The organism is Micromonospora echinaurantiaca, assembly GCF_900090235.1.
Classification (GTDB): Bacteria; Actinomycetota; Actinomycetes; order Mycobacteriales; family Micromonosporaceae; genus Micromonospora; species Micromonospora echinaurantiaca.
In genome coordinates this window covers 6,024,873-6,041,692 of record NZ_LT607750.1, presented here as the reverse complement: position 1 = coordinate 6,041,692, position 16,820 = coordinate 6,024,873, and the positions used below count along the sequence as shown (strand labels likewise).

Here is a 16,820-nt window from a genome sequence, read left to right as displayed (position 1 = left end):
CGACCGCTCAGTAGGACTTGTCCTGGCCGAGGACGTGCTGGGCGACGAAGTTGAGGATCATCTCCCGGCTGACCGGGGCGATCCGGCCGGCCCGGACCGCGCCGAGCAAAGTGGCCACGCCGTACTCGGTGGTCATGCCGGCGCCGCCGAGCACCTGGACGGCGGTGTCCACGGCCAGCGCGGCGGCCTCGCCGGTGGCGTACTTGGCCATGTTGCCGGCCACCCCGGCCTCCAGGTCGCGCCCGGCGTCGTACAGGCTGGCCGCCTTGTAGATCATCAGCCGGGCCAGTTCCACCTGCACCGCCGCGTGCGCCAGTGGGTGCGACACCCCCTGGTGCGAGCCGATGCTCCGGCCGCCCCACACCTTGCGGCTGGCGGTGTACTCCGACGCCCGCTCGATGGCGTACCGGCCGGTGCCGGCGCCCATCGCGGCGACCGTGATCCGCTCCGGGTTGAGCCCGGAGAAGAGCGCCGGCAGGCCGGCGTCGAGCGACTGGCCGACCAGCGCGTCGGCGGGCACCCGCACGTCGTCCAGGTAGAGCAGGAACTGGTTCTCCGGGGAGAGGATCTCCATGTCCAGCTTGGACCAGGTCAGCCCAGGCGCGTCGGTCGGCACGACGAACAGCGCCGGCTTGAGCTTCCCGCTCGCCGCGTCCTCGGTGCGGGCGACGACCAGCACGTGCCCGGCCTCGTCGACCCCGGAGATGTAGCACTTGCGGCCGGAGAGCAGCCAGTCGTCGCCGTCGCGCCGGGCCACCGTGCCGAGCCGGTGGAAGTTCGAGCCGGCCTCCGGTTCGGTGATCGCGAAGACGATCTTCTGCGAGCCGTCGGCGAGCCCGGGCAGGAACCGCTTGCGCTGCTCCTCGGTGCCGTGCCGGCTGATCACGGTGGCCGCGATGGCGGGGGAGACCACCAGCAGCAGCAGCGGGCAGCCGGCGGCGGCCAGTTCCTCGCAGACCAGGGCCAGTTCGGTGATGCCGCCACCGCCACCGCCGTACTCGGTGGGGATGTTGACGCCGAGGTAGCCGAGCCGGCCGGCCTCGTGCCACAGCTCGGTGGTGTGTTCCCCCGATTTCGCTTTCGCTACGAAATAGGAGTGACCGTACCTGCGGCCGAGCGCCCGGACGGCGTCGCGCAACTGTTCCTGCTCGGGGGTGAGGTCGAAGTTCATCGCGGGGCCTCCAGATCGGGGTCGACCACGGCCAGCACGGCACCGGTGTCGACCTGGCCGCCGGCGGGCACCGGCAGTTCGGCCACCACGCCGTCGGTCGGGGCGAGCACGGGGTGTTCGAGCTTCATCGCTTCCAGGGTGAGCAGCAGGTCGCCGGCGGCGACCCGCCGGCCGACCTCGACGTGCACGCGGGTCACCGTGCCGGGCAGCGGCGCGAGCAGCGAGCCGGCGGCCAGCTCCGCGGTGGGCAGGGGGAAGCGGGGCAGCTCGGTCAGGCTCGCCGCCCCGTCCGGGCCGTCCACGAAGACCTCCGACCCCACCCGGCGTACGCGGTACGCCCGCCCCACCCCGGCCACGTCGAGGACCACCCGCTCGGGCGTGGCCTCGACCAGCGTCACGGCCGGCCGTTCGACGGCGTCGTCGCCCGGTTCGCCGCCCGTCGTCCCCGCCGCCACCGACCACTCAACCAGCGCGCCGACGCGGTCGAAGCGGTAGCGCACCTCGATCTCGTCGTCTCCCAGGGCGTAGCAAACGACCTGCGGGAAGGCCGGGACGTTGCGCCACCCGGAGGGGAGCCCGGCGAGCACCGGCGCGGCGGCGCGGCGTTCGGCGGCCCCGGCGAGGGCCGCCGCCAGCGCGGCCAGCGGGACCTGGTCGGCGGGCAGCAGCGGGGCGAACACCTCGGGATGCCGGTCCAGGAAGCCGGTGTCGATGTCGACGGCGGCGAACTCCGGGCTGCGCAGGATCCGGACCAGCAGATCCCGGTTGGTGGCCACGCCGTGCAGCTCGCCCCGGGCCAGCGCGCCGGCCAGCGCACGGGCCGCCTCGGCGCGGGTGGGCGCCCAGGCGATCACCTTCGCGAGCATCGAGTCGTAGTGGACGCCCACCACCGAGCCGTCGACCACGCCGGAGTCCAGCCGCAGGCCCGGCCCGGCCAGCGGCCCGAACTCGACGGCCACGCCGGGCAGGGCGAACCGGTGCAGGGAGCCGGTCGCCGGCCGGTACCCCTGGGCCGGGTCCTCCGCGCAGAGGCGTACCTCGATCGCGTGGCCCACGGCCGGCGGAGTCGCCGCCACCGGCAGCGGCTCGCCCTCGGCGACGAGCAGTTGCAGCCGGACCAGGTCCAGCCCGGTGGTCAGCTCGGTGACCGGGTGCTCGACCTGGAGGCGGGTGTTCATCTCCAGGAAGTGGATGTCGCCGTCCGGGGCGAGCAGGAACTCGACCGTCCCGGCCCCGACGTAGTCGACCGTCCGTCCGGCGGCCACCGCCGCCTCGTGCAGCCGTTGCCGCACCTCGTCGGGGAGGACACCCGGCGCCTCCTCGACGATCTTCTGGTGCCGGCGCTGGATCGAGCACTCGCGGACACCGAGGGCGACCACCGTCCCGTGGGTGTCGCCGAAGATCTGCACCTCGACGTGCCGGCCGCGCTCGACGTACCGCTCGATGAAGACCGTGCCGTCGCCGAAGGCCGAGGCCGCCTCGCGGCGCGCACCGGCGACCGCCTCGGCGAGCCCCTCGGCGTCGCGGACCACCCGCATGCCGCGCCCGCCGCCCCCGGCGGATGCCTTCACCAGCACCGGGAAGCCCGTGACCTGGTCGGCGTCGGTCCAGGTGGGGAGCATCGGCACGCCGGCCTCGGCGAGCAGCGCCTTCGCCGCCATCTTGTCGCCCATCGCGGCGATCGCCTTGGCCGGCGGCCCGACCCAGGTCAGCCCGGCGTCGGTGACCGCCGTCGCGAACTCGGCGTTCTCGGCCAGGAAGCCGTAACCGGGGTGGACGGCGTCCGCGCCGGCCCGGCGGGCCGCGTCGAGGATGAGGTCGATCCGCAGGTACGTCTCGGCCGGCGTGTTCCCGGGCAGGCGTACGGCCAGGTCGGCCTCGGCGACGAAGGGCGCGTCGGCGTCGGCGTCGGAGTGCACCGCGATGGTGGTGATCCCGAGCGTGCGGCAGGTGGCGAAGATCCGGCGGGCGATCTCACCCCGGTTGGCGACCAGCAGGCTGTTGATCATGACCTACCCCTCACATCCGGAAGATGCCGAAGCCGTCGGCACCCCGCACCGGTGCGTTGTGGATCGCCGAGAGGCAGAGGCCGAGCACGGTACGGGTGTCCCGGGGATCGATCACCCCGTCGTCGTAGAGCCGGCCGGAGAGGAAGAGCGCCCCGGACTGGGACTCGATCTGCTGCTCGACCATCATCCGCATGGCGGCGTCGGACTCCTCGTCGAACTCCCGCCCCCGAGCGGCGGCGGCCTGCCGGGCCACGATGGAGAGCACGCCGGCCAACTGCGCCGGCCCCATCACCGCCGACTTCGCGTTCGGCCAGGTGAACAGGAACCGCGGCTCGTACGCCCGGCCGCACATGCCGTAGTTGCCGGCCCCGTACGAGGCGCCGAGGTTGACCGTCAGGTGCGGCACGGTCGAGTTCGACACCGCGTTGATCATGAGGGCACCGTGCTTGATGATGCCGCGCTGCTCGTATTCGGTGCCGACCATGTAGCCGGTGGTGTTCTGCAGGAAGAGCAGCGGGGTGTCGGCCGCGTTGGCGAGCTGGATGAACTGCGCCGCCTTCTGCGCCTCCTCGCTGAACAGCACGCCGCGGGCGTTGGCCAGCACGCCGACCGGGTAGCCGTGCAGCTCGCCCCAGCCGGTGACCAGGGCGCTGCCGTACGCCGGCTTGAACTCGTCGAACTCGCTGCCGTCCAGGATCCGGGCCAGCACCTCGCGCGGGTCGAACGGCACCTTGAGGTCGGCCGGGACGAGACCGAGCAGCTCCTCCGGGTCGTACTTGGGCGGACGGGGGAACGGGGTGCGCGGCGGCGGGCCCTGCTTGCGCCAGTTCAACCGGCGTACGCACTGCCGGGCCAGCCGAATGCCGTCCCGCTCGTCCTCGGCGAGGAAGTCGGCCAGGCCGGAGGTGGTGGCGTGCATCGCCGCCCCGCCCAGCGACTCGTCGTCGGTGACCTCGCCGGTGGCCATCTTCACCAGCGGCGGACCGGCCAGGTAGACCTGCGACCGGTCCCGGATCATGATCACGTGGTCGGACATCCCCGGCACGTACGCCCCGCCCGCGGTGGCGTTGCCGAAGACCACGCTGACCGTGGGGATCTTCGCGGCGGAGAGCCGGGTGAGGTCGCGGAACACCCGCCCGCCCGGGATGAAGATCTCCGCCTGGGTGGGCAGGTCGGCGCCGGCCGACTCGACCAGGTTCACCATCGGCAGCCGGTTGGCCAGCGCGATCTCGCCGGCCCGCCGGGTCTTGGCCAGCGACCAGGGGTTGACCGCTCCGCCGCGTACCGTCGGGTCGTTGGCGATGATCAGGCACTCGACGCCCTCGACCACCCCGATGCCGGTCACCACGCTCGCGCCGACCGGGAAGTCGGTGCCGTACGCGGCCACCGGCGACAGCTCCAGGAACGGGCTGTCCGGGTCGAGCAGCAGCTCGATCCGTTCCCGGGGGAGCAGCTTGCCCCGGGCGTGGTGCCGGCTCACGTACTTCTCGCCGCCCCCGGCCCGGGCCTGGTCGAGCGCCGCGTCCAGTTCGGCGAGCCGGTCCAGCAGCGCCGCGCGGTTGGCCGTGAACGCCGCTGCGGACGGGTCGACCGCGGTGTCCAATGTGGTCACAGCCCCATCCCCTTCGCGATGATCTCGTTCATGATCTCGGTGGTGCCGCCGCCGATCCCGAGGATCCGGGCGTCCCGGTAGTGCCGCTCCACCTCGGCGTCGCGCAGGTAGCCGTAGCCGCCGTGCAGTTGCAGCGCCTGGTCGACCACGTGGTCGCAGGCGGCCACCGCGACGTTCTTGGCCATCGCCACCTCGGTCACCACCGGCTCGCCGGCCGCGACCCGGGCGGCGACCTCGTGCACGTACGCCCGGGCCGCCTCGGCGCGGGTGTGCATCTCGGCCAGCCGGTGCCGGATCAGCTGCCGGCTGGCCAGCGGACGGCCGAACGTGGACCGGTCCCGGCACCAGCGGATGGTCAGCTCGACGCAGCGCTGCGCGATGGCGTACGCCTGGGTGGCCAGCGAGAGCCGCTCGGCGGCGAAGTGCTGCATGATCGCCAGGAAGGCGGTGTTCTCCTCGCCGACCCGGTTCGCCACCGGCACCCGCACGTCCACCAGGGACAGCTCGGCGGTGTCCGAGCAGTGCCAGCCGAGCTTCTCCAGCCGCCGGCCGACGGCGAAGCCGGGGCTGTCCTTGTCGACCACCAGCAGGGTGAGCGCGCCGGTCCCCGGCGGCAGGGTGCAGACGGCCATGGTCACGAAGTCGGCCCGCACCCCGCTGGTGATGTAGGTCTTCGAGCCGTTCAGCACGTAGTGGTCGCCGTCCCGGCGGGCGTGGGTGCGGATCGAGGCGACGTCCGACCCGCCGTCCGGCTCGGTGATCGCCAGCGCGCCGATCATCGTGCCGGCCAGGGTCGGGCGGACGTACCGGTCGATCAGGTCCGGGTTGCCGGTGGCGACCATGTGCGGCAGCGCGATGCCGTGCGTGAACAGGGCCGCGATCAGCCCGGACGAGCCGCCGGAGCGGATGATCTCCTCGGTCACGATGATCGAGTCGAGCAGGTTGCCGCCGCTGCCGCCGACCGACTCGGGGAAGCCGATGCCGAGCAGGCCGATCTTCGCGGCGGTCTCGTGCAGCGAGCGGGGCACCTCGCCGGCCCGCTCCCAGTCGGCCAGGTGCGGCAGCACCTCGCGGGTGACGAACGACCGGGTCAGCTCGCGCAGCTGCCGCCGTTCCGGAGTGTCGACGATGGTCACGAGCCCTCCCCGGTGGTGGTGGCCGGTCCGGCCGGGAGGTCGGCGGGCAGGTCGACGAGCCGGGACCGGAGCAGCTCGCCGAGCGCCTTGGCCTGCGGGTCGAACCGGGTGGACGCGGCCACCCCCTGGCCGAGCAGCCCGCGGATCACGAAGTTCACCGCGCGCAGGTTCGGCAGCTCGTACCGCTCGACGGCCAGCGTCGCGGTCTCCGGCAGCAGCTCGGCGAGCCGCTCGACGGTGAGCCAGCCGCGCAGCCAGTCGTACGCCCGGTCGGTGCGGGCCCAGACGCCGAGGTTGGCGTCGCCGCCCTTGTCGCCGGAGCGCGCGCCGACCAGCTCGCCGAGCGGGCCACGCCGGGTGGGCCCGCCGGCGGCGACCGGCGGCGGGTCGGCCGGCGCGGGCTCCGGTGCCGGCGGGTCGGTCCGGGTCGGCGGCGGGATCGGCACCCGCTCGCCGGACGGGAGCACCGCGACGTGCGCCACCGCGTCCTGCGGCACCGTGTCGGCGGTGAACACCCCGTACGGCGTGGCGTCGCCGGGCAGCGTGGTGAGCGTGCAGCCCGGGTAGGAGGCCAGCGCCAGCTCCACCGCGGCCGCCGAGAACGCCCGCCCGGCCCGCGCCTTGTCGCCGTCGCGCAGGTGTACGTGCAGCAGCGCGCTCGCCGCCTCGGTGTCGGCGGCGTCCGGGTGGTCGGTGCGGGCCAGCGTGAACTCCAGCCCCTCCTTGCCGACCGCCTCCTCCAGTTGGCCGCGCACCAGGGCCGCCTTCGCCGGGATGTCCAGCCCGCACAGTACGAACGTCATCGAGTTGCGGAAGCCGCCGAGGTTGTTGACGCCGACCTTGAGGGTGTCCGGCGGCGGTGTGCCGCGCACCCCGCTGACCCGGACCCGGTCCGGGCCGTCGGCGTGCAGGGTGACCGTGTCCAGCCGGGTCACCACGTCCGGCCCCAGGTACGCCGGCCCGCCCACCTCGTAGAGCAGCTGCGCGGTGACCGTCTCCACGGTGACCGCCCCGCCGGTGCCCGGGTGCTTGGTGAGCACGCAGGAACCGTCCGGGTGCAGCTCGGCGATCGGGAAGCCGGGGCGGTGGCCGCCGTCGGGCAGTTCGGTGAAGAAGCTGAAGTTGCCGCCGGTCACCTGGGCGCCGCACTCCACCAGGTGGCCGGCGACCGTCGCTCCGGCCAGCGCGTCGAGGTCGTCGCGACCCCAGCCGAACCGGGCGATCGCCGGCCCCACCACCAGGGACGCGTCGGTGACCCGGCCGGTGACCACCACGTCCGCGCCGCCGTCCAGGCAGGCGGCGATGCCGAACGCGCCGAGGTAGGCGTTCGCGGTGAGCGCGTCCGGGCGGTCCAGCGCGTCGCCCTCGACGTAGCCGACCCGGACCGGCAGGCCGAGCCGCTCGGCGAGCGCGCCGATCGCGGCGGCCAGCCCGGCCGGGTTCAGCCCACCGGCGTTGGTCACGATCCGTACGCCCCGGTCCAGCGCGGTGCCGAGGCAGCCCTCCAGTTGGCGGAGGAAGGTCTTCGCGTAGCCGAGGGCCGGGTCGCGGAGCCGGTCCCGGCCGAGGATCAGCATGGTCAGCTCGGCCAGGTAGTCGCCGGTCAGCACGTCCAGGTCGCCCCCGTCGAGCATCTCCCGCCAGGCGCTGAACCGGTCGCCGTAGAAGCCGGAGGCGTTGCCCACCCGCAGCACCCTGCTCATGCCGGCACTCCGCTTCGCTCCGTGCCGTCATGAGGCACCATCGCCCTGAGCCCGATGATTCGCTCGCTTCGCTCGCTCATGCCGGCACTCCGCTATCCACGGTGGTGTCCGGGGTCGGGCTGTCGGCGGGTGGGCGGCCGGCGCCCGGTGGGCCGGCGAACGCCTGGGCCACGTCGAGCCACTCGTCGGCGACCGGGCCGGTGGCCGTCAGGGTCAGGTCGGCGCGGTGCCGGCGCTGGGTGACCAGCAGGCAGAAGTCCAGCGCCGGTCCGGTGACCCGGTCGGCGGCGTCGGTCGGGCCGAAGCTCCAGGTCGTCCCGTCGGGCGCGGCCAGCTCGATCCGTACCGGCACCGTCGGCACCGGCCGGCCGTGGGCGGCGAAGCTGTGCCCGAGGGTACGGAACCCGAGATACGCCACGTGCCGGAGCCGGGCGCTGGCCGGGCGGGTGACGCCGAGCGCGTCGGCCACGTCCTCGCCGTGCGCCCAGGTCTCCATGATCCGGGCGGTGGCCATCGAGGCGGGCGACATCCGGGTGCCGTACCAGGGCAGCTTCTCGCCGGGCGGCGCGGCGGCCAGGGCTTCGGCGAGCGCCGTACGGCCGGCGCGCCAGCGGGCCAGCAGCTCGGCCGGCGGGGCGAGGAACTCCTCGGCGCCGTCGTCGACCAACCGGGCCGGATCGGGGGCGGTGGTGACCGAGGCGAAGAAGGCGGCGGTGTCGGTGGCGGCGAGCAGCGCGACGTGGTCGGTCCAGGCGAGGTGGGCGATCTGGTGCCCGACCGTCCAGCCCGGCGCCGGGGTCGGTCGGGCCCAGTCGGCCGGTGCCAGGGCACTCACCAGGGCATCCAGCTGCTCGGACTCGGTGGCCAGATCCGCGAGCAGGTCTGCGAGGTCGACCATGGTGCCTCCGGTCGGTCAGGGCGTGGGCGTGAGCAGGGTGGCGAGCTGGCGCTTCCAGGTGGCGAGCAGGGCGGTGCGGCGGGTCGAGTCGTCGTTGAGCAGGTTGGCCACCCCGAGGCCGCGGAGCAGATCGAGGGTGGCCTGGACGGCCTCGCGTACGCCCGGGCGCCGTTCGTCGACGTCGAGCAGGGCGACGGTGAGCCGGTGCATCTCCCGGCCGACCCGGGCCTCCAGCGGCACCAGGGCCTCGCGGAGTTCGCGGTCGGTGCGGGCGGCGACCCAGAGTTCCAGGGCGGCGACGAAGAGCGGCCCGGTGAAGGCGGCACCGAGCAGGTCGATCACCCGGTCGAGCCGCTGCGGACCGGCGGGCAGTGCCTCCGCCTCGGTGCGCAGCTCGGCCGCCCGGCGCTCGGCGAGGTGGTCGACGGCCGCGATGACCAGGGCCGCCTTGGTGGGGTAGTGGTGCAGCTGGGCGCCCCGGGAAACGCCGGCCCGGGCCGCGACCAGCGTCGTGGTGGTGCCGGCCCAGCCGTGCTCGACCAGGCACTCGACGGTCGCCTCCAGCAGCCGGGCGCGGGTGGCGCGGCTGCGTTCCTGTTGAGGGACGCGGATCGATGCGGCGGGCACGGGGACAGCGTGCCGCCCCCGAAACAAACAGTCAAGCCTGACTTTTTCTTGCGGGGCCGGTCGGGCCGCCGCTTGGCGCTCGGTCCCGGCGCAGGCTGGCCATCGGACGTCGATGGCGGCCGGTGAGCGGGCGATGACGGTCGGCGGATGCCGGTGGCCGCGGGTGGTCGGCCGCCGTCAGGTGTCGGCGCGCGGTGGGCGGGCAGGCTGGCGCGGACGCTGTGGAGCTGATGTCACAAACGATTCACCTCCACCGTCGGCCCCACGCCCGTCGGCCCCACGCCCGCCGGCCCACGCCCGTCGGCCCACGCCCGCCGGCCCAGGCGGGCGGCGGCGGTCAGCACGCCAGCCGGCGAGCGCCGGACGGCCCGGGTGATGTCGCAGACGACTCAGCTCCACAGCGGCCCCACGACGCAGGTGGTGAGCCGGGCGGGCGCCAGGTTCTCGCCGCGCCCGGAGCGTGCAGCCGCTGGTTGGTGCCGGGCCGGAACCCGGCCTTGTCGGGGTCAGCGGCCGTCGCGCGGGGCGAAGACTGCCAGCGCGTCCGCGTCGCTGTGCCGGGAGCGCAGGTACTCGTCGGCCCACTCGGCGGCGTCCGGGAAGGTCGACTCGGCGGCCACCCGGGCGCAGGCGGCGTCCACGTCGAAGTAGGTCCGGCGTAGCTGCACGCCGGGCCCGAGCAGCGCCCAGTCCGCCCCCGGGCCGCCGTACGGCATGCCGATGCTGCCCGCGTTGACCACCAGACGTCGGTCGACCAGCCGGGTGAACGGCATGTGGGTGTGCCCGCAGACCACCGTGCGCACCTCGGCCGGTACGCCGGCGAACACCTCCGCCCAGCGCGTCATCCGGGTGTCGACCAGCACGACCTCCTCGTCGTCCCGGGGCGTGGCGTGGCAGAAGAGCACCGGCCCGAAGCCGGCCACCTCCAGGGTCACCGTCAGCGGCAGTGCGGCCAGCCGGGCCGACTGGTCGTCCCGGAGTTGCTCGGCGGCCCAGTTCGACACCTCGATCGGGGACTTCCGGCCGGCGCGTGCCTCGACCAGTTCCCGGTCGGCGTTGCCGCGTACCCAGCAGACCCGGTCGCCCAGCCCGGCGAGCAGGTCGAGCACCTCGACCGGCTGCGGGCCGGCGGCGATGTCACCGGTGAGCACGATCAGGTCGGCGGCGGCGACGTCCGGCTCGGCCAGCACGGCCTCCAGCGCGGGCAACGCCCCGTGGATGTCGGAGAGTACGGCGACGCGGTTCAGCATCGGTCCAGCCTGCGGGGACCGGCGCCGCCAGGTCCAGGAATTCTGCGCCGGGCAGACGGGAAGCCGAACCGGCCCGGACCGACGACGCGGTCCGGGCCGGGCATGCCACGGCGGCCGGGGACGGGCCCCGGTCGGGGTCAGACGCGGGCGCGGCGGGCCAGGCGCTCCGGGTCGAGGATGATGATGCTCTTGCCGTCCAGCCGCAGCCAGCCGCGCGAGGCGAAGTCGGCCAGCGCCTTGTTCACCGTCTCCCGGGAGGCGCCGACCAGCTGGGCGATCTCCTCCTGGGTGAGGTCGTGGGTCACCCGCAGCACGCCGCCGTCGCGGGTGCCGAACCGGCCGGCCATCTGGAGCAGGTTCTTCGCCACCCGGCCGGGCACATCGGTGAAGATCAGGTCGGCCAACGAGTCGTTGGTCCGGCGGAGCCGGCGGGCCAGCACGCGGAGCAGCTGCTCGGCGATCTCGGGCCGGTTGTTCAGCCACGGCCGCAGCGCCTGCTTGCGCAGCCGCACCAGCCGGGTGTCGGTCACCGCGGTGGCGGTCGCCGTACGCGGACCCGGGTCGAAAAGCGACAGCTCGCCGACCATGTCCGACGGGCCCATCACCGCGATCAGGTTCTGCCGACCGTCCGCTGCCCGGCGGCCAACCTTGATCTTGCCAGACAGCAGGATGTAGAGACTGTCGCCGGGCTCGCCCTCGTTGAAGACGATCTCGCCCTTGCGGACCTCGATCGTCTCCATCTCCTTGGCGAGCGCCTCGGCAGCCTCCGGGTCGACCCCCTGGAAGATCCCGCTGCGGGCCAGTACCTCGTCCATCGCGCACCTCCGGTTGCGCGTGCCGTCTGCTCGGCCGGGTCCGCCGTCCGCTGATCCCTCGCGCGCCGCCAAGTCTAGGCACAACAGCGCGGGAATCAGAGGTGCACCCCTGGAATCTTGATCCCCAGGCGTTACCCACCCGACCCGTGCGACCAGTAAGATCACGCGATTTCCGGACCCCGGCCGGTCGCCCGCGTCCGGGGTCGTAGGGTCACGGCGTGCTGAGTGACCCCCTGCTGACCACCCGTTCCGAGGGCGTGCGGGACGTGCCGCTGCTGGTCTGGCGAGCCGACCGCCCGCTGCGCGCGGTCAGCTCCGCGCCGCTCGGCGGCGGCATCGGGGAGCGGCGGTGGGTGGTCAACGCGACCGTGCCGATGTCGTACGACCGGGACGACCCCGCCGACCACCTGGCCGGCCTGGCCGACCAGCTCGGCCTGGACGGGCCGGGGGTGGGCCTGCTGACCGGCGTCGACGTGGCGGAGGTGGTGGCCCGGACCGACACCGGCGTGCGGGCCTGGGCGACGGTCGGGCTCGGCACCCCGGTCTGGGCCGCCGCGCCCGCGCCGGCGGCGCCCGGGCAGCGGGTCGGCACGGTCAACATCGTCCTGTACGTGCCGGCGCGGCTCGGTGACGCCGCGCTGGTCAACGCGGTGGCCACGGCCACCGAGGCGAAGGCGCAGGCGATCGGCGAGCTGGGGATGCCGGGCACCGGCACCCCGACCGACGCGGTCACCGTGCTCTGCCCGGCCGACGGCCCGATCGCCGAGTACGGCGGCCCCCGCTCGGTCTGGGGCGCCCCGCTGGCCCGGGCCGTGCACGCCGCCGTGCTGGCCGGCGGGGCCGGCACGGTGGTCCCCTGGTCGGACCGGCTGGCGGGCTGAATTCCTGGCCGATCGGCTCTCGTCGGTCCGTTTGCCGCCCGGTAGGGTCGCGGGCGATGTACGCTGCTGCCCCCACCGCCCCCCGTCCGCGCCGCCGCCCGGCGCTGGCGCTCGTCGTGCTGCTCGTCGTGCTGCTCGCGGCCGGCTGCGGCGGCGGGTCGGCCGGCGGTCCGGTCTGGCAGCCCGGCGCGGGCGGTGGCGGCACCGGCGCCCCGGTCGGTTCGGCCTCCGCGACGCCGGCCGAGAAGTCCATCTCGCTCTCCGCCACCGGCGACATCATCATGGGCAACGCGCCGAACCGGCTGCCCGCCAACGGCGGCAAGGGCTTCTTCGACTCGGTCGAGAAGGCGCTCGAGGCCGACCTGGTGATGGGCAACCTGGAGGAGCCGCTCACCGTCGACACCGGCACCGGCAAGTGTGGCGCGAACTCCACCCGCTGCTTCCAGTTCCGAGCCCCGCCGGAGTACGCCGCACACCTGCGCGACGCCGGCTTCGACCTGCTCAACCAGGCCAACAACCACGGCTACGACTACGGCCCGAAGGGCTACGCGAACACCCAGAAGGCGCTGGAGAAATACGATCTCGCGCACACCGGGGCGCCCGACCAGATCACCGTGGTCGAGGTGGCGGGGGTCAAGGTCGCCGTCGCCGGCTTCTCGTCGTACGTCTGGTCCAACAGCCTGGTCGACATCGCCGAGGCGAAGCAGGTGATCACCAAGGCGGCCGGGATGGCCGACCTGGTGGTGGTGCAGGTGCACATGGGCGGCGAGGGGTCGGACAAGACCCGGGTGCGGCCCGGCACCGAGATGTTCCTCGGCGAGAACCGGGGCGATCCGGTCAAGTTCTCCAAGGCGATGATCGACGCGGGCGCCGACCTGATCGTCGGGCACGGCCCGCACGTGCTGCGCGGCATGGAGTTCTACAAGGGCCGGCTGATCGCGTACAGCCTCGGCAACTTCGCCGGTGGCGGCAACTCGCTGAGCAACGCCGGCCGGCTGGGCTGGGGCGGGGTGCTCAAGGTGTCGCTAAAGCCGGACGGCAGCTGGGCCGGCGGCTCGTTCGTCTCGACGTACATGAACTCCGCCGGCAAGCCGACCATGGACCGCGACGACCGGGGCCTCGGCCTGGTGCGGCAGCTGACCCGCAGCGACTTCCCGAAGACCGGCGCCCGGTTCGACGACTCCGGCCGGATCAGCCCGCCGGCGCAGGGCTGACCCGCCGGCCCGACGCGTGGGGCCCGGCGGTTCGTCGGACCGGCGACGTAGGCTGGCCGGCGTGACCACCAGCATTCCCGGTGCCACCGAGACCGATCTCGGCCGCAAACGTCGCGCCCGGAAGATCGGCCGGGTGCTGACCGAGACCCACCCCGACGCGCACTGTGAGCTCGACCACTCCAACCCGCTGGAGCTGGCCGTGGCGACGATCCTCTCCGCCCAGTGCACCGACAAGAAGGTCAACGAGGTCACCCCGAAGCTCTTCGCCCGCTACCCGACCGCCGCCGACTACGCCGGTGCCCAGCGGGCCGAGCTGGAGGAGCTGATCCGCCCCACCGGCTTCTACCGGAACAAGACCGACTCGTTGATCAAGCTTGGCCAGGCGCTGGTCGAGCGCTACGGCGGCCGGGTCCCCGGCAAGCTGGTCGACCTGGTGACGCTGCCCGGGATCGGCCGCAAGACCGCCAACGTCATCCTCGGCAATGCCTTCGACGTGCCCGGCATCACCGTCGACACGCACTTCCACCGGCTGGTCGGGCGCTGGCGGCTGACCGGCGAGACCGACCCGGTCAAGGTGGAACACGCCATCGGGGCGCTCATCGAGCGGCGCGACTGGACGATGTTCTCGCACCGGGTGATCTTCCACGGCCGACGGGTGTGCCACGCCCGCAAGCCGGCCTGCGGCGCCTGCACCCTGGCCAAGCTCTGCCCCTCCTACGGCACCGGCCCGACCGAGCCGGCCGCCGCCGCCAAGCTGCTCAAGGGCCCTCGGGCACGCGACCTCGCGGCGGCCGCCGGGGTCGACCCGGAGCTGGTGCCGGCGCAGGCCGTCGTCGCGGAGGCACCGTGAGCGCGAGGAGTGAGCCGGGTTTGCGAGCCCCGCAGTCGCGAACCGAGGTGGCACCGTGAGCGCGAGGAGTGAGCCCGTCCTGCGAGCGGTGCGCCGATGAAGCGGCGGTCCGCTGCCCTGCTCGTCCCGCTGCTGCTGGCGGTCGCGGGCTGCACCGGCACCACCGGGCAGGAGGAGGCGCCGACCCGGCAGGGGGCGGCCGCCAGCCGGCCGTCGCCGTTCCAGGACTGCGCCGAGCTGACCACCGGCCCGGGCGCCACCGGCGCGCCGACCGCGTCGCCGGCCGGTGGAGGCGACCCGCTGCCCGAGCTGACCTTGAACTGCTTCACCGGCGGTGCGCCGGTCGCCCTCCGGGACGTCCGCGGTCCGGCCGTGGTCAACGTCTGGGCCTCCTGGTGCGCGCCCTGCCGCACCGAGCTGCCCGCGTTCCAGCGGCTCAGCGAGCGGGCCGACGGCCAGCTCCGGGTGCTCGGGGTCAACAGCCGCGACAGCCGCGCCGGCGCGCAGTCCATCGGCGAGGACTTCGGCGTACGCTTCCCCGTCCTGGTCGACCAGGGTGAGGCGCTGCAACGGGCGCTCGGCCGCAACGCCATCCCGCTCACCCTCTTCGTCGACGGGCAGGGCCGGGTGCGGCACGTGGACGCGTCCGGCGCGCTGGACGACGCCCGCCTCGCCGCGCTGGTCGGGCAGCACCTGGGCCTGGCGGTGCCCGCGTGACCCGACAGCCACCGGCCTGGATCGAGCCGCTGCTGCACCGGCTCGGCACCGCCCGTACCGAGGACTTCACCCGGCTGGCCACCCCGAGCCACGGTGGCCGGGAGAGCGCGGTGCTGGTGCTGCTCGGCGAGGAGCCCGGCGCCGGCCCGGACGTGCTGATCCTGCAGCGGGCCGCCACCCTGCGCAATCACGCCGGGCAGCCGGCCTTCCCGGGCGGCGCGGCCGATCCGGACGACGCCGACGCCGCGGCCACCGCGCTGCGCGAGGCGAACGAGGAGGTCGGCCTCGACCCGGCCAGCGTCACCGTGCTGGCCGAGCTGCCCCGGCTCTGGATCCCGGTCAGCGATTTCGTGGTGACCCCGGTGCTCGGCTGGTGGCACGCGCCGCACCCGGTGCATCCCCGGGAACCGGCCGAGGTGGCGCACGTGGCCCGGCTGCCGGTCGCCGAGCTGGTCGACCCGGAGAACCGGATGCGGGTGCGGCACCCGAGCGGTTGGATCGGGCCGGCGTTCTCCGCCCGCGGCATGCTGGTCTGGGGCTTCACCGCCGGGGTGCTGGACGCCCTGCTGACGATGGGCGGCTGGACGCGACCGTGGCCGCGCGGCAGGGTGGTCGACCTGCCGCCGACCGCTGCCACCCCGGCGCCCTCGGCCGGTACCGACGAGGTGGACGAGAGCGCCGTGCGCTGACCCGGCGGTCACCTTCCGCAAGCGAAGGTCATCCCGTGAGCGCTCTGCCCGTACGCTTGACCCGTGTCCGCCGTGGATCTCGTACTGCTGCTGCTCATGCTCGTGTTCGCGATCAGCGGATACCGCCAGGGGTTCGTCATCGGCCTGCTGTCGTTCTCCGGCTTCTTCCTGGGCGCCCTGGTCGGCCTCCAGATCGGGCCGCTGCTGGCCGAGCAGTTCGTGGACAGCGGCACCCGGGTGCTGATCGCCCTGGTGGCGGTCTTCGGGCTGGCCGTCATCGGTCAGGCGCTCGCCGGCTGGCTCGGCTCCCACCTGCGCAAGACGATCACCAGCGACGTGGGCAAGCAGGTCGACGACATCGGCGGCGCGTTCGTCTCGATCTTCGCGGTGCTGCTGGTCGCGTGGCTGGTCGCGGTGCCGCTCGGGTCGTCCTCGCTGCCCTGGCTGGCCGCGTCGGTGAAGAACAGCGCGCTGCTCACCGTGGTCGACCGGGTGCTGCCGGACCGGGCGCAGCAGTTCTCCACCGCGCTGCGCGACACGGTGGACACCAACGGCTTCCCGGACGTCTTCGAGGGGCTGGGGCGTACCCAGGCCCGGCAGGTCTCGCCGCCCGATCCGGCGCTCGCCGGCTCCCAGGTGGTGGTCAACGGCCAGCGCTCGGTGGTCAAGGTGCTCGGCTCCGCGCCGAGCTGCTCGCGCCGGATCGAGGGCTCCGGGTTCGTCTACGCCGACGACCGGGTGATGACCAACGCGCACGTGGTGGCGGGCACCCGCTCGGTGACGGTGGAGCTGAACGGCGACCGGTACGACGGTGAGGTGGTCGTCTACGACCCGGACCGGGACCTGGCCGTGCTCTACGTGCCGGAGCTGCCCGGCCCGTCGATGCGGTTCGCCGCCGGCAACGCGGGCAGCGGCGCGGACGCCATCGTGCTCGGCTTCCCGCTCGACGGGCCGTACAACGCCCAGTCGGCCCGGGTACGCGACGTCGACCGGATCACCGGGCCGGACATCTACTCCTCCGGCGACGTGACCCGGGAGATCTACACCATCCGGGCGCTGGTCCGCAGCGGCAACTCGGGCGGGCCGCTGGTCTCCGCCAACGGGCTGGTGCTCGGAGTGATCTTCGCGGCGGCCGCCGACGACCCGAACACCGGCTTCGCGGTGACCGCCGCCGAGGCCCGCCCGGTGGCGCTGGCCGGCGCGGAGCGTACCCGGGGGGTGGCCACCGGCAAGTGCACCTGAGCCGGC

Annotated in this window: 15 protein-coding genes; 6 read left to right on the top strand and 9 right to left on the bottom strand. The window is 74.1% G+C overall.

The window, feature by feature from the left end; translation table 11 throughout:
* Positions 1 to 7: 7 nt before the first annotated feature.
* The 9 genes from GA0070609_RS27325 to GA0070609_RS27285 all read right to left on the bottom strand — a co-directional run bounded on the left by GA0070609_RS27325 (position 8) and on the right by GA0070609_RS27285 (position 11,221).
* On the bottom strand, positions 8 to 1,171 hold the full coding sequence (locus GA0070609_RS27325) for an acyl-CoA dehydrogenase family protein (protein ID WP_088996449.1): 1,164 nt from the start codon (positions 1,169 to 1,171) through the stop codon (positions 8 to 10).
* Positions 1,168 to 3,180, bottom strand: a complete 2,013-nt coding sequence (locus GA0070609_RS27320; RefSeq protein WP_088996448.1) for an ATP-binding protein — start codon at positions 3,178 to 3,180, stop codon at positions 1,168 to 1,170. Before GA0070609_RS27320 ends, GA0070609_RS27325 begins: the two co-directional genes overlap by 4 nt.
* Positions 3,181 to 3,190: 10 nt before the next feature.
* Entirely contained in the window at positions 3,191 to 4,792 is a 1,602-nt protein-coding gene (locus GA0070609_RS27315) for an acyl-CoA carboxylase subunit beta (RefSeq protein WP_088996447.1), read from the bottom strand.
* Positions 4,789 to 5,928 carry an acyl-CoA dehydrogenase family protein gene (locus GA0070609_RS27310; protein WP_088996446.1) on the bottom strand — a complete coding sequence of 380 codons (1,140 nt, stop codon included), beginning with the start codon at positions 5,926 to 5,928 and terminating at the stop codon, positions 4,789 to 4,791. The genes GA0070609_RS27315 and GA0070609_RS27310 overlap by 4 nt, the downstream gene beginning before the upstream one ends.
* Complete coding sequence (locus GA0070609_RS27305; protein WP_088996445.1) at positions 5,925 to 7,631, bottom strand: acyclic terpene utilization AtuA family protein; 1,707 nt, start codon at positions 7,629 to 7,631, stop codon at positions 5,925 to 5,927. Before GA0070609_RS27305 ends, GA0070609_RS27310 begins: the two co-directional genes overlap by 4 nt.
* Before the next feature lie 76 nt (positions 7,632 to 7,707).
* Positions 7,708 to 8,529, bottom strand: a complete 822-nt coding sequence (locus tag GA0070609_RS27300; protein WP_088996444.1) for a TIGR03084 family metal-binding protein — start codon at positions 8,527 to 8,529, stop codon at positions 7,708 to 7,710.
* Between the two features lie 15 nt (positions 8,530 to 8,544).
* Entirely contained in the window at positions 8,545 to 9,156 is a 612-nt protein-coding gene (locus tag GA0070609_RS27295; RefSeq protein WP_088996443.1) for a TetR/AcrR family transcriptional regulator, read from the bottom strand.
* A gap of 506 nt (positions 9,157 to 9,662) precedes the next feature.
* Entirely contained in the window at positions 9,663 to 10,406 is a 744-nt protein-coding gene (locus GA0070609_RS27290; RefSeq protein WP_088996442.1) for a metallophosphoesterase family protein, read from the bottom strand.
* Between the two features lie 137 nt (positions 10,407 to 10,543).
* Positions 10,544 to 11,221 carry a Crp/Fnr family transcriptional regulator gene (locus GA0070609_RS27285; protein WP_007466162.1) on the bottom strand — a complete coding sequence of 226 codons (678 nt, stop codon included), beginning with the start codon at positions 11,219 to 11,221 and terminating at the stop codon, positions 10,544 to 10,546.
* Positions 11,222 to 11,439: 218 nt separating this feature from the next.
* Between GA0070609_RS27285 and GA0070609_RS27280 the strand changes: the two genes are divergently transcribed.
* The 6 genes from GA0070609_RS27280 (at position 11,440) to GA0070609_RS27255 (ending at position 16,814) form a co-directional block, all read left to right on the top strand.
* The gene (locus GA0070609_RS27280; protein WP_088996441.1) at positions 11,440 to 12,102 is read left to right on the top strand and encodes an adenosylcobinamide amidohydrolase; all 663 of its coding nucleotides are present in this window, start codon (positions 11,440 to 11,442) and stop codon (positions 12,100 to 12,102) included.
* A gap of 56 nt (positions 12,103 to 12,158) precedes the next feature.
* Entirely contained in the window at positions 12,159 to 13,316 is a 1,158-nt protein-coding gene (locus tag GA0070609_RS27275; protein ID WP_088996440.1) for a CapA family protein, read from the top strand.
* A gap of 61 nt (positions 13,317 to 13,377) precedes the next feature.
* Positions 13,378 to 14,166, top strand: a complete 789-nt coding sequence (gene nth, locus GA0070609_RS27270; protein ID WP_231928430.1) for an endonuclease III — start codon at positions 13,378 to 13,380, stop codon at positions 14,164 to 14,166.
* A 96-nt stretch (positions 14,167 to 14,262) separates the two neighbouring features.
* A complete protein-coding gene (locus tag GA0070609_RS27265; RefSeq protein WP_088996438.1) occupies positions 14,263 to 14,883 on the top strand; it encodes a TlpA family protein disulfide reductase in 621 nt (206 codons plus the stop codon).
* On the top strand, positions 14,880 to 15,572 hold the full coding sequence (locus GA0070609_RS27260) for an NUDIX hydrolase (RefSeq protein WP_088996437.1): 693 nt from the start codon (positions 14,880 to 14,882) through the stop codon (positions 15,570 to 15,572). Before GA0070609_RS27265 ends, GA0070609_RS27260 begins: the two co-directional genes overlap by 4 nt.
* Positions 15,573 to 15,635: 63 nt before the next feature.
* On the top strand, positions 15,636 to 16,814 hold the full coding sequence (locus tag GA0070609_RS27255; RefSeq protein WP_088996436.1) for a MarP family serine protease: 1,179 nt from the start codon (positions 15,636 to 15,638) through the stop codon (positions 16,812 to 16,814).
* Positions 16,815 to 16,820: the final 6 nt, after the last annotated feature.

Coding starts and splice junctions, on each gene's coding strand:
- GA0070609_RS27325 (WP_088996449.1), bottom strand. CDS start 1,171: ATGAACTTCGACCTCACCCCCGAGCAGGAACAGTTGCGCGACGCCGTC.
- GA0070609_RS27320 (WP_088996448.1), bottom strand. CDS start 3,180: ATGATCAACAGCCTGCTGGTCGCCAACCGGGGTGAGATCGCCCGCCGG.
- GA0070609_RS27305 (WP_088996445.1), bottom strand. CDS start 7,631: ATGAGCAGGGTGCTGCGGGTGGGCAACGCCTCCGGCTTCTACGGCGAC.
- GA0070609_RS27300 (WP_088996444.1), bottom strand. CDS start 8,529: ATGGTCGACCTCGCAGACCTGCTCGCGGATCTGGCCACCGAGTCCGAG.
- GA0070609_RS27290 (WP_088996442.1), bottom strand. CDS start 10,406: ATGCTGAACCGCGTCGCCGTACTCTCCGACATCCACGGGGCGTTGCCC.
- GA0070609_RS27285 (WP_007466162.1), bottom strand. CDS start 11,221: ATGGACGAGGTACTGGCCCGCAGCGGGATCTTCCAGGGGGTCGACCCG.
- GA0070609_RS27275 (WP_088996440.1), top strand. CDS start 12,159: ATGTACGCTGCTGCCCCCACCGCCCCCCGTCCGCGCCGCCGCCCGGCG.
- GA0070609_RS27265 (WP_088996438.1), top strand. CDS start 14,263: ATGAAGCGGCGGTCCGCTGCCCTGCTCGTCCCGCTGCTGCTGGCGGTC.